Below are 12,047 nucleotides of genomic sequence, written 5' to 3' on the forward strand. Positions count from 1 at the left end.
TTCCCCTGCAACCCCAGCAAGGCACTGCGCTGCTGCGCCATCTCCGCTTCGATCTCGTACTGCAGCGTGTCCCACTGCGCCGGCTGCGCCGCCTTCAGCTGCTTATGAACCCGCACACCCTGAACCACATCATCATGCGCCCGCGACAACAGCCCGGCCTGCGAGCGGAACCGCTCCGATATGCCGGATTCGATGCGCAGCCCGGCGTCGATCGCCCCGTTCTCCTGGTATTCCCGCCAGAGCGCCGCGGCGCGCGTGACTTTTTCCTCGGCGCGCTTGAGCACCTTCGCCTTGTTGGCGACGAGATCGCTCTCCACCGCGCGGACGAAGTAGCCGTCTTCCCGCGGATCGAGCACGCCGTAAAACGCCAGCAGACGTTCGTCGAATCCCTTTTCACCACGCGCCCCCTGCAATGCCGCGAACTGCTTCACCACGTTCTGCCTGCGCGCCAGGTCGCTCATGACACTGTCGTTCCACGCGCCGCCTTTCATCGTCTCCAGCGCGGACAGGGCCGCTTTCGTGTCGCCCCGGTTCCACGCCTTCGAGACGTCGGTGTAGCGGGAAAGCAGGTCGGGCGGCGGCAGCCGGTCGGTCGAGACGAGCGATTGCAGCTTGGCCTTGAACGGCGGCGTCGTGAACTGCGCGGCTTCCAGGTAATGGGCCAGCGGGCCGATGTTCCGGTCACGCAGCACGCTGTCGATACGGATGTACTGCTGCAGGTCGCGCTTGAGCTGATCCATCCCGCCGATGCGGGGATACTTTTCCGCATAGTCGTTGAACACGACGGTCAGCGCCTCCGGCCTGTCACGACCGAGTTCGGTATCGATGGTCGACTTGAGGCGATCGATCGCGGCCAGGTACACCGCGTTTTCACTCTGCAGCCTGCGCAAATGACTCAGCGCCGTCGCATACGGCTCCCGGAACTCCGGCACATGCGTCACGATGCGCGCAAGCGATCGCTGATGCCCGCTGGTGTCCTCATCCCAGTACGCGAGCAGCTGCTTGATCCGTTCCTCATCGGCAAAGATCCTGATCGGCGCATCGGCCTGCTTACGGGTGGCGGCGAATTCGCTCAGCTTACCCATCCACTCCAGTTCGGCCAGCAGCGGCTGCACATCCTTGTTGCTGCCGCCGAGTTGCGTCATCGTCGCGTGAATCGCGGCGGCTTGCGCGAAGTCGCCCGCCTGCAGCACCTTGAGCCAGCCCGGCACATGCGCCTTCAACAAGGCCTCCGTCCCGAGCGCCTGCAATCCGCCGTTGCCGGGATCGCTCTCCAGCACGCGGCTGGCCAGCAGCGCGGCCTGCTCGTGGTCGCCCTGGGCGACCATGTCCTGCAACTGCCGCTCGGTGCCGGTATGGAAGTAAGCCCATCCGCCAGCCACCGTCAGCAGCACGAATGCGATCGCCGCCCACCAGCGGCCGCGGCGCCCGGTAGTGCGCTCGCCATCGTGCAGTGCCTGTGCGGCGCCCCGCACCATCGACGAAAATTTTCCCCTTGCGCGCGGCTTGCGCGATTCCCTTGCCGCGCCGTCGGCCTCTTTCTTTTCTTCATTGACCGGCTCTTCCTCCGTCTGTCCCGCCGGTTCGATGCAAAAGATTTCAAGGAAGGAATCCGGCGCGGCAATGAAGGTCGTCTTGTCCATCGCGTCCGGCACCGCGGGCATCACCTTGGGTGGCGGGTCGCTGATCTTGGTGACGGTCGGATCGATCGCCGTGGTGTCTTTCTGCAGGCTGACGGTGTAGACGAAATGATGGCCGCCGAAGGCCAGCACGTCGCCATCGGCCAGGCATACCGCATGCTCTTCGAGGCGCTTGCCGTTGACAAAGGTGCCGTTGGTGCTGCCGAGGTCTTCCACGCAGGGCGAGCCACCGCGCATGAAGATGTGCGCATGCCGGCGGGAGAGATACTCCACCTGGTGCGGGAAGTCGTTCTTGTAGCGGCCGAACACATCGTCGCTCTTGCTGACGAGGAACGGAAGCTGGGTGATGACGATCGGCTGGATCCCCGTGTCGGCCTTCTCCGGCGTCAGGGTCATGCTGACGAGGCGGTCGGTATGCCGCGGCGCACGCTCGCGCGTGCCCAGCTTGACCCGGTAGGTCAGCGACCGGCCGAAGCAGATTTCGTCGCCGTCATGCAGCCGGCTGATCTTCTGCTGGATATTGACGCCGTTGACGGTGGTGCCGTTCTTGCTGTCGAGATCGGCGATGTACACCACGCCATACTCGCAAAATATCCGGGCATGCCGGCGTGACAGGTCGGCCACCTTGTCCTGCGGGTAGGTGACGAACGGCGGTTCGGTACGGCCGATGGCGAACAGGTTGTCTTCGATGCGTATGTCGCCGAGGTCCGGGTGCGACACCGGCTCCAGCACGATGTCGAAATCGGCGAACCCCTGCTCCGCCCGTGGCGGCCTCTCCGCAATCACCGCGGAATCATTTTTCATTTTGATTTGCCGCCTCCGCGAGCCCCGATGTTCCAGATGCCGTGCCGGCCGCGGCGACATCCACCGGCGGCCAGCCGCCGCCGAGCGCCTTGTACAGCGTGACGGTGTCGGACAGGATCTGTTGATGATTTGCCAGCAGCGCAAGCTGGGCGCCGAGCAGCGAGCGCTCGGTCTCGAACACCTCGAGCTGCGACACCACGCCCTCCTTCACCTGCGCCCGGATCTGTGCCGCCACCACCTGCAGGTTGTCGATCTGCTGCTGAAGTTCCACGCGCTGCTTCTTATGGGCATCCAGGTTGACCAGCGCGTTTTCCACTTCTTCCAGCGCGCCGATGACGGTGCGCCGGTACTCCTCTTCCACGACCTTGGTCTGCGCCTCGGTGGTCTTGATGCGCGCCTTGACGCTGGGGTCGAAGATCGGAATGTTGATGCTCGGCAGTATGCCGAAGGTGAAGGATTTGAGCAGGTCGCTCAGGGCGAAGCTGGACGTGCCGCCCCTGCCGGTGAGGCTGATGGAAGGCAGCTGCGCCAGCTTCGCCTGGCCGACCATGTTGTAGCCCTCCAGGACGCGGAATTCGGCCGCGACCACATCCGGCCTGCGCTTGAGCAGCTCCGCCGGCAGGCCCGCCGGCACCGGCGGCAGCTGCACCTTCTCCTGCAGGAAGCCGACCGGTACGCGGAATTCACCGGCCGGTACGCCGAGCAGGGTCGCCAGCGCATTGCCTGCGAGCTCCCTTCCCCGCGCCAGTTCGAGCGCATCGTTGCTGAGCCGGTTGATTTCCGCGCGCTGCTGCAGCACACGGGTATTGGGCAGGAGGCCGGACCGGTGCATCGCTTCATAGGTGGTGAGGATGTCGCGGCTTTTCGCGAGCGTGCGCTTCTGCTGGTCGATCTGCTGGTCGAGCTGGAGGATCTGGAAATAGGTGGTGGCGACGCCTGCCACGAGATTCAGATACCCGGCGCGCCAGTCCGCCTCGCTGGCGCGGTACTGGGCGGTCTGCGCCTGCACGCCCTTGTCCACCTTGCCCCAGACATCGATTTCCCAGTTGACCTGGGTACCGAGATTGAAATCCTTCGAAAATTTTCGTCCGGTGCTTTTTTCAAAGCTGGCGCCCGCGCCGGCATCCAGCGTCGGCAGCGCGCCGGCACGCACCTCCCCGATCTGCGAGGAAGCGACCCGGATGCGGGCGGCGAGAATCCTCATGTCGACGTTGTTCTGGATTGCCCTCGCCACCAGGGAATCGAGGTAGGGGTCGCGGAACTCCTTCCACCAGTCGAGCGTGACGGTTGTCGTCGGCGATACGGCAGCCTCCTGCCGCTCCGTCCAGGCAGCCTTCATTGGCGCTTCCGGGCGCTGGTACGGCTGCATGCTGACATCCGCGCAGCCGCCGAGGACGGCGGTGCACAATCCGGCGACGGCGCATTTCCGCCGGAGCATATTCGCATGCGGGGCAATCCGCGCCCCTCGCTTCGGCGTCGTGTCGCGTGAAAGTAGGGTGTTCAGCATAATGTCCTCATCCCTGGCGGAAATCCCGGTGTCGAGCCGATGGAGATTGGCCAGTCCATGTCATGTGTTGTCGGGATTGATCAGGGGGTGGCGATCAAACGGTCCTGCGTGGCTTCCCACGCCCTCGATTCGACGAACACCCGGAACAGGTTGGCGTCGAGCTTTTGTGCGCGGCATTCCGCCGATAGCAGGTCCAGCGCCTTTACCACCGGCACGGCCTTTTTATAGGGACGGTCCGACGCGGTCAGGGCATCGTAGATGTCGCAGATCGTCAGGATGCGCGTCTGCGTGCTGATCTGCGGGCCCTGCAGGCCCATCGGATAGCCGGAACCGTCGAGCTTCTCGTGGTGTCCATGCGCGATCGACGGCACGCCCGAGAGATCCCTCGTCCATGGAATCAGGATCAGGAAAGAGTAGGAATCCGCCACATGCGATTCGATCTGTTGCCGCTCTTCCGGTGTCAGGCATCCTTTCGTAATGCCCAGCGCATCGAACTCCGACCGCCCCAGCAACGGCATGAAAGTCTCATCCGATTCATGGCAGCCGTAGTCAAGGACGTTCTGCAGGTCGAATGCTTTTTCGCCGGCCGATATGGACGGCTCGTTGGCACGCCGTATCGAATCGAGGAAGGTATCGAGGCGGTCGAACTCAAGCTGCAGGTTCTGGTCGATCTCGCGCTTGACCTGCCTGAACGCCGTGATGCTCAAATCCTGTTCCGCATGCATTTCCGCCAGCCGGCGATAAGCCTGCTTTTCGAGACAGGCCCGCGCATACTTGAAGCGGTGTTCCAGCAGCAGCATCTCGTGATGATGCAGCTTCTTCTCCTTCTGCAGCACGTTCTCGCGCACGCCCACCTTGCCGAAGTCGTGGAGCAATGCGGCATAGCGGATCTCGCGCAACTGATCCCTGCTGAAGCGGACCTGCCGCAAAGCCGGTTCCTCCGTGCGGTCCACCGCCCGCGCGAAATGCTCGGCATAGGTAGCGACCCGGAAGGAGTGGCCGGCCGTGACCGGGTCCCGTTCCTCGATCGCCTGCACTGACGCGCGCACAAAGCCGTCGAGCAGGCCTTCGATCTCGGAATACAGTTGGAAATTCTTCAGCGCCACCGCCGCTTCCGCGCACACGCCGGTGAGCATTTCGAGGTCCTGCTCCTTGAATGCATACGGGTCGGAGGAAGTATCCACCTGGATCAGGCCGAGGCACTCGTTCTCCAGGATGAGGGGCACGCACATGACGCTTCGGATTGCCTGCGCGATGATGGAATGCTGCACGCCGAAGTGCCGGTCCGACAAGGTATCGACGGACAGGATGGAATGCTTTTTCACCATCACTTCCTGCACCAGCGTGCGCGACAGCCGCACCGATTTCAGGTCGTCATTCCTGCCGTCACGGCGGCGCGCGGCGACCATCACCGGCGGCTCGCCCTCGTTCTTGCGCAAGGCGATGAATGCGCGTTCGGCCAGCGGAAAAAGTTCGAAGATGAAATCCATGATCTTTTCCGTCAGCGTCGCGCTGTCTTTGACCACGCCAAGGGCAATGCTGACCTGTGCCATCGCATGCAGCTTCTTCACGACCCGCTGCATGTCGCCCTGGGTCACATCCGGCGCGCTCTTCATGAACCGGGTGAGATCGGCCGCATCCACCGAGCGGGCGATGATGGTCGGCATGCTGTCGCCGGACGGCACGATAAGCGAGTGAAATACGATTTGCGCGGAGGACACCATCAGCTCGTCGCCGTCGCGCAGGGGATGCCAGCTTCCCGGGGACAGGCGCTTGCCCATCACGAAGGTGCCGTTGAAGGAATGAAGGTCTTCGACGTAGTAGGTATTGTTCCTGCGACTGACGCGGGCATGGCGGCGGCTGATGGTGTGCTTCGGGATGCAGAAGAATTTTTCCGTGCCGAGCGAATCCTGCGGCTCGCGTCCGATCACCACTTCATCATGAATCGGAAACACCACCGGCCTGGCGGTCCCGTCGCCGCTCCATTCCAGATAGGCCGTCACCGCGCCGCTGGCGTCGGCGTTTGCTGTCCCGTGTTCCATCTTGCCGCCTTCAATCGCCGCCGCCGCTCTCTATGGATGCTTGTTGATCAAGCCGGCACCGTCACTTCACCTGCTCCCTTGCTTGGCTTCCTTTGCAAATACCGTGCCGATGTCCATGCCACAAGCCCTCCCCGCGGTTTACTTCACGATCACCGTGATTTTCTTTGAATAAATCGGTGGGTTATGGGGAATGTGTTTGTCGTCACCCATCAGAAGTTGCAGCGTGTGTTTGCCCGGAGCCAGCTCGATCATCGTTTCGGTTTCGCCGGCACCGAAATGCAGGTGGTTCCGGTCTGACGGAATCACCTGGTCGGCCGCCGGCAAATCGGTGTCGATCAGCAAATGATGATGCCCGGTGTTGGGATACTTGACGTCCTTCGGCGCGACACCCATGTCCCGCAAGCCGAACCATACGCGGAACGGCTTGCCGGACGCGATTACCTCCCCGTTGTTGGGCCAGCCTATATAGAGATAGGCATTCGGCGGTGCCGGGGTCCCGCCGGCGATCGCCATGAGGCATGGAAGCATGAGTACCGCGGCAGCAAGTAGCTTGTTCATGATCGCCCCCATCTTGTTGTCCCCCTGTCCTTGTTGCCCTTACCGCACGGTGATCGTTATCTTCTTCGAATGTATCGGCGGATCGTGCGGCACATGATCATGGTCACCGAGAAGCAGCTGCAGCGTGTGTTTTCCGGGCGGAAGTTCGATCCTCGCCTCCGTCTCCCCTGCCCCGAAATGAAGATGATTTCTGTCGGAGGGAATAGGGTCCGTGAAGGGAGGCAGTTCGGTATCGACCAACAGATGATGGTGGCCAACGTTCGGAAGCTTTACACCTTTGGGCCCGACGCCCATGTTGCGCAGGCCCATGCGCACCCAGAATTTCCCGCCGTTGATGACAGCCCCGTCGGCGGGCCAGACGAAGTAGACCTGCGCATCGCTTGCGGCGGGTGTGCGTTGCGCCGATGCAGGCATGAGGGAGGATGCCGCCATCACCAGGATCCCAAAGCCGATTTGTCTCAGCATGCTTGCATCCTCCTATGAGAATCGTCGCCCCGCAGCCGCATCGACCGCCGTTCGCGAGGGTTTGCATCAGCAGGTAAGAAGCGGTCCGGCTAACGATACGAAACGTGGTTAACGTTAAATCAGAAGGGTTTCGAAGTAATCCAAATACTGCCGAGTGTTTGATCTTGAACAGAATGGCTTACGCACTAAAGTCAAAGATAGAGCAAGGTAACTATGCCGGCCTTTTCATGGCACCAGGTAAAAGCAAACGACAGGCGGCGCACTGCGCATGCCTGGATCAGAACAGTGACCTCGGAACCCCAATATGAATCGTCGAACCGCATGGCATGGACTTCATCTACTCTGCATGCTGGCATTGCTCGCCTGGCTGCCGCCGGGCGATGCGACGAGCTTGTCCAATACTGTAAAGCCTGAAGCAACGCCGTCCGCCACGGCGAAGTCCGATGCAGGAAAACTGGCGCTGGTGATTGGCAACAGCCGCTATCGAACGACGCCGCTGTCCAACCCGGCGCGTGACGCGCACGCCGTCGGCAGCGCGCTGCGCGCGCTGGGTTTCGACGTCATGCAGTATGAAGACGCCACGCTGCAGCAGATGCATGATGCGACGCGCCGCTTCGGCGAGCATCTCCGGCAAGGCGGCACCGGCCTGTTCTATTTCTCCGGGCACGGCGCCGCCAGCGCAGGCGATACCTTTCTGATTCCGGTCGACAGCAGCGCAGCGGACGGCGTGCCGGCGGCACTGCTGTCGACCGGAATGGAATTGCGCAGCGTTCTCCGTGAAATGTCCGCGCCCCGGCCCGGCAAGCGCAACATGGTCATCCTTGATATCTGCCTCAACGATCCGCTACGTCCGTTCGATGCCGGCCTGCCGCCGGCGGCTGACGGTTTGCCCGATGAAGACACCTTGCTCGCCTTCGCCACCGGCCGCGGTGCCTTTGCTGCGGATGGAAAGCGGCACGGCATGTTCACCGCGGAACTGCTGCGGCATATCGGGATGCCGGGGCAAGGCCTTGACGAATTATTCAGGCGGGTGGCGTCGGGCGTGCAGCGCGCGACAGACGGGCAGCAGGTGCCGTGGGTATCCGCATCCCCAGGATCGACAATGACTGCTTACCGCTTCGTCCCGGCCGATGCCGCACCGATACCATTACTGTATGCGGCGGCGGCCGAGGAAGTCGACGTGCTCCGCAGCCGCGCCATCCTGCCGAAGGATAGTGATGAACAGTACGAACTTTCTTTCTGGGAATCCATCAAGGACAGCACTCACGCGAGCGACTACGAAGCCTACCTGAGTACCTATCCGAACGGACGCTTCGCGGCGCTGGCTCGCGCCCGCATCGCCAGGCTGCGCGCCGCAGCGCCGGCCAAGCCGGAAAGCGCACCGCAGCAGGCCGCGCCGAAGGCACCCGCCCAGGCGAGCGAATCGGCGCCTCCCGCAAAGCCCGCTCCCGAGCGGCCGCGCCAGCCGCCGGCCGCGAAAAGTCCCGAGACGAAACCCGCGCCGCCGGTGGCCGCACCTGCCCCGAAACCGGCGGAGTCCGCCGCCCCGGCGACCGCATCGGAACCGCGCGCCGACAAGGCGGCATCGCGCCCGCCGGCAGCCGGCGAGATCAAGGACTGCCCCGCATGTCCGGTGCTGATCAGCGTGCCGGCCGGCACATTCACCATGGGAAGCAATACCAGCGACCCGAGCGAAAAGCCGGCGCACCAGGTCACGATCAAGAAGCCTTTCGCGATCGGCAAATATGAAGTGACGGTCGAACAATGGAATGCCTGCGTCGATGCGGGTGCATGCCAGAAGCTGTCCGCCGGCGAAGAGAAGTTCACGAAGAGCCCGGTGCGGGACGTCAGCTGGGATGACGCGCAACAGTACGCGCAGTGGCTCGGCAAGATCAGCGGCAAACCGTATCGGCTGCCGACCGAGGCCGAATGGGAACTCGCCATCAAGGGCGGAACGAACACCCGCTTCTGGTGGGGCGACCAGATGCGGCCGAAGATGGCCAACTGCAAGGACTGCGGCGAACCGTGGCAGAAGGACCGTCCGGCGGAAGCCGGATCGTTCGCGCCGAATCCCATCGGCCTGTACGATATGAACGGCAGTGTCTGGGAATGGGTGGCGGATTGCTGGCATACCTCCCATGCCGGCGCCCCGCCGGACGGACGTGCGCGCGAACTGCCGAACTGCCGGGTCAGGGTGATACGCGGCGGATCATGGCGGGAGGATGCGCGCTACATGCCCTCGTCGACGCGCTTCAAGTACGACGCCGGCGTGCGGCATTCGCAAAACGGTTTCCGGGTTGCCAGATCGATCGATTGAACATGGGGCCATCGCAGCCGATCGATGCTGATGCTGATGCTGATGCGGATGCGGATGCGGATGCGGATGCGGATCAGGGTGCGCGCGGTCTCGTCGTGACCTGGAGGAAATCAACCGCGATTTTTTCCCTGCCCTCCTTTTCCGCGATGCCGGCCAGGCGCTTCCCGACCTCGGCCAGATACGCCGGCGTACTTTCCGAGACCGGGCGCAAGGGATCGAACAGCGGTACCGGCGTGGCAAGCAGAACGATCAGGTCGGTACCGAAGGGCTTCGATACGATCCAGTTCGTGAGGCCGCCGATCGTGGCCGAATAGTTCGGCGGCGCCTGGTTCGCCCTGGCCCGCGGACTCGGCACGAGATGCACCACGTTACCGTCGAAGGAGTAATAGTCCACGTTCACATAGGACACGTGGCCCGGCGTATTGACATCGAGCATCAGCTTGTCGCCTTCCATCAGCCGGGCATCGCGCGGCCGGGTATGGATGGCTGTACGACCGCCGGCCTGGCGGTGGGCGGTCCAGTAAGGCGCGAGCAAATTGAGAATGCCGCACTTTTCCTCGCTGACCTGCTGCACCTCCAGCGCCACCGGCCGCGCACCCGGCGCCCCTTCCAGCAGGGACTTCACGCGCGCGGCGCCGTAGCTTGCCGCAACAAAACCTTCCACCCGCATGCTGTCGTTCTGCGCCGTTGCGATCAGCGCGGAACACGGGATGCGCGACAGCGCCTGGTTGACCGAGGCCACGGTCGGCGGCGCCACCGGTTGTGCCGGCGGCGCGGGGGCTGCCTGTTGTATCGCAGGTTCCGGGGTCGACGCAGGTTCCGCCGGCGGAGTGACCGGCGCATCCGCCAGCGGCGGCGGTTCGGCCCTGTCACCGGGAGACACAAACCAGTACACGGCGCCGCCTGCAACGAGCGTGGCCAGCATGGTGGTTGCCACGAGCAGGACGGCCGAGCCGCTTTTCCGGCTCTCGATACCCATGTCTTCCAGAAAGCGCATCACCGTCGGCGTGCGGGCATCGCGCTCGAATGCCATCGCATTCCTGAGCCCGCGCCACTGCGCATTGTTGAGGTTCTTCGGCCGCTGCGGCTTCATGCCGGCGTTCCTTGCCTGCGTCGCGGTGAGGCGGTCGAACGGGTGGCGTCCGGTCAACAACTCGTAGGTAATGCAGCCGAGCGCGTAGATATCATCGCGCGGGTCGGGGTCGCGATGTTCGAGCATCTCGGTACTCGCATAGGCCGGCGTCAGGCCGCCGAGGCTGCCGGGATCGAATACCGTGACTTCGGTTTCGACGACCGGCGTTCGGAACACGCGGGCAATGCCGAAATCGATGACCTTGATTTCGCCCTTCTCCGTCACGATGACATTGGCGGGCTTGAAGTCGCAGTGCACGAAGCCACGTTCATGCGAATAGGCAAGCGCCCTTGCCATGCCGGCAACGATGCGCATCGCATTGTCGAACGCCATGCCGGTGAACTCCGGGTTGCGCAGCATGTGGCTCAGCGGCTTGCCGTCGAGGTACTCCATCGTCAGGTAGACCGTCGTGCCGTCACGGTCGAAGTCATACACGGCAACGATATTCGGATGCGCCAGCGTCTGCGCCTTCTTGGCTTCGCGCTGCAGGGCGATCAGCGATTTCGGATGTCCGCGGAACTGGACATTGAGCACCTTGATGGCGATATACGGATTGCGGTCCGACGCCTCCAGCTTGCGCAGGTCCAGCGCCTTGTACACCGTGCCCATGCCGCCGAATCCGATGCACTCTTCCAGCACGAAACGGCCATTCAGCGATTCGCCGATGCCCTTCATCCGTTCGGCTTCCTCGTCATCCGCGCCGCCGAACACCGCCGCCGGGCGGGCTTTATCGTTGCGGTAAGACTGGGTGCCGGAGGTATCCACCTGCATGGCTGTGCTGGCGGGATCGTTGGGATCACGATGCGACGGTTCGTCGATGCGATTGCGCAATTCGTTCAGCACATCGGCGGGCAACAGCGTCTTGGTGCGCTCGTCGTCGAGGATGACTTTCAGGCGTGCGGAGTTGGCCTTATCGGTGGCCAATAAGGTATCCACCTGTGCCAACAGTTCGCTATTGGTCAGGTTGCCGCTTTCAAAGCGATAGATCGTGTTTGCAATGCTAGCCATGGCAATTGAGCTTCATTGTCGGCGTCTCCAGTCACCGCCATTTGTCTGAAATCAGACGAGACGGCATTTGATGTCGAAAAAATCACGGTTCACCATGCGCTGGTATGGAGCGCCGGTATTCAGCGTTGCAGGCGCGTGCATCTATATAGATGCACGCGGTTTAATCAGCCACGCCATGCAGGAGTCGTGCCTATTTTTTAAGCGCCCTGTCGACACGCGCATCCCATCCATGGCGAAGACGTCATGCATCCGCGCGCGGCATCCGATGTGTCGTATCCACTCAAACACCAGCAGCACCGACTGTTGGGCCGGCCCCATCAGGGACGGCATGCATGAAGCCCGCACGCGCGCTGGATCAAACGACATCAAATCGCATTTTCCCCATTGTTTTCAAGGGTTTGCGCGCATCCTGCGTGACCATGGCATGTGCTGGCACAGTCCCTGCTGTATATGCTTCGAGTGCGACAGAAGCCGCACTAACCACCCAAACCAACCTTAGGAGTATCACCATGAAAGCACTGACCATCAAAGACCTGTCCCTGTCCATCGAACTCGACGGCAAATCCATGTCCGC

At 62.7% G+C, this 12,047-nt stretch carries 8 protein-coding genes; 2 read left to right on the plus strand and 6 right to left on the minus strand.

Annotation, left to right across the window (positions count from 1 at the left end; translation table 11 throughout):
- The 5 genes from V7080_RS16945 to V7080_RS16965 all read right to left on the minus strand — a co-directional run.
- On the minus strand, nt 1-2,444 hold a 2,444-nt coding region (locus V7080_RS16945), incomplete at its 3' end, for an FHA domain-containing protein (RefSeq protein WP_334189572.1).
- Complete coding sequence (locus V7080_RS16950; protein ID WP_334189579.1) at nt 2,434-3,882, minus strand: efflux transporter outer membrane subunit; 1,449 nt, start codon at nt 3,880-3,882, stop codon at nt 2,434-2,436. The genes V7080_RS16945 and V7080_RS16950, both read right to left, overlap by 11 nt.
- Nucleotides 3,883-4,031: 149 nt before the next feature.
- A complete protein-coding gene (locus tag V7080_RS16955) occupies nt 4,032-5,993 on the minus strand; it encodes an HD domain-containing phosphohydrolase (RefSeq protein WP_334189573.1) in 1,962 nt (653 codons plus the stop codon).
- A gap of 138 nt (nt 5,994-6,131) precedes the next feature.
- Complete coding sequence (locus V7080_RS16960) at nt 6,132-6,551, minus strand: DUF4399 domain-containing protein (protein WP_334189574.1); 420 nt, start codon at nt 6,549-6,551, stop codon at nt 6,132-6,134.
- Between the two features lie 39 nt (nt 6,552-6,590).
- The gene (locus V7080_RS16965; RefSeq protein WP_334189575.1) at nt 6,591-7,016 is read right to left on the minus strand and encodes a DUF4399 domain-containing protein; all 426 of its coding nucleotides are present in this window, start codon (nt 7,014-7,016) and stop codon (nt 6,591-6,593) included.
- Nucleotides 7,017-7,320: 304 nt separating this feature from the next.
- On the opposite strand from V7080_RS16965, the gene V7080_RS16970 reads away from it, so the two are divergent.
- Nucleotides 7,321-9,333: an SUMF1/EgtB/PvdO family nonheme iron enzyme gene (locus V7080_RS16970; protein ID WP_334189576.1), complete on the plus strand. Its 2,013-nt coding sequence runs from the start codon at nt 7,321-7,323 to the stop codon at nt 9,331-9,333.
- Between the two features lie 73 nt (nt 9,334-9,406).
- On the opposite strand, the gene V7080_RS16975 is transcribed toward V7080_RS16970, so the two are convergent.
- Nucleotides 9,407-11,473 (minus strand): serine/threonine protein kinase, encoded by a 2,067-nt coding sequence (locus tag V7080_RS16975; RefSeq protein WP_334189577.1) that lies wholly within the window; start codon nt 11,471-11,473, stop codon nt 9,407-9,409.
- A gap of 332 nt (nt 11,474-11,805) precedes the next feature.
- On the opposite strand from V7080_RS16975, the gene V7080_RS16980 reads away from it, so the two are divergent.
- The coding region (locus V7080_RS16980; protein WP_334189578.1) for a hypothetical protein at nt 11,806-12,047 on the plus strand (242 nt) is incomplete at its 3' end.

The sequence above is a fragment of the Noviherbaspirillum sp. genome (assembly GCF_036846085.1).
Lineage (GTDB): Bacteria > Pseudomonadota > Gammaproteobacteria > Burkholderiales > Burkholderiaceae_D > Noviherbaspirillum.

Coding starts and splice junctions, on each gene's coding strand:
- V7080_RS16950 (WP_334189579.1), bottom strand. CDS start 3,882: ATGCTCCGGCGGAAATGCGCCGTCGCCGGATTGTGCACCGCCGTCCTC.
- V7080_RS16970 (WP_334189576.1), top strand. CDS start 7,321: ATGAATCGTCGAACCGCATGGCATGGACTTCATCTACTCTGCATGCTG.
- V7080_RS16975 (WP_334189577.1), bottom strand. CDS start 11,473: ATGGCTAGCATTGCAAACACGATCTATCGCTTTGAAAGCGGCAACCTG.
- V7080_RS16955 (WP_334189573.1), bottom strand. CDS start 5,993: ATGGAACACGGGACAGCAAACGCCGACGCCAGCGGCGCGGTGACGGCC.
- V7080_RS16960 (WP_334189574.1), bottom strand. CDS start 6,551: ATGAACAAGCTACTTGCTGCCGCGGTACTCATGCTTCCATGCCTCATG.
- V7080_RS16965 (WP_334189575.1), bottom strand. CDS start 7,016: ATGCTGAGACAAATCGGCTTTGGGATCCTGGTGATGGCGGCATCCTCC.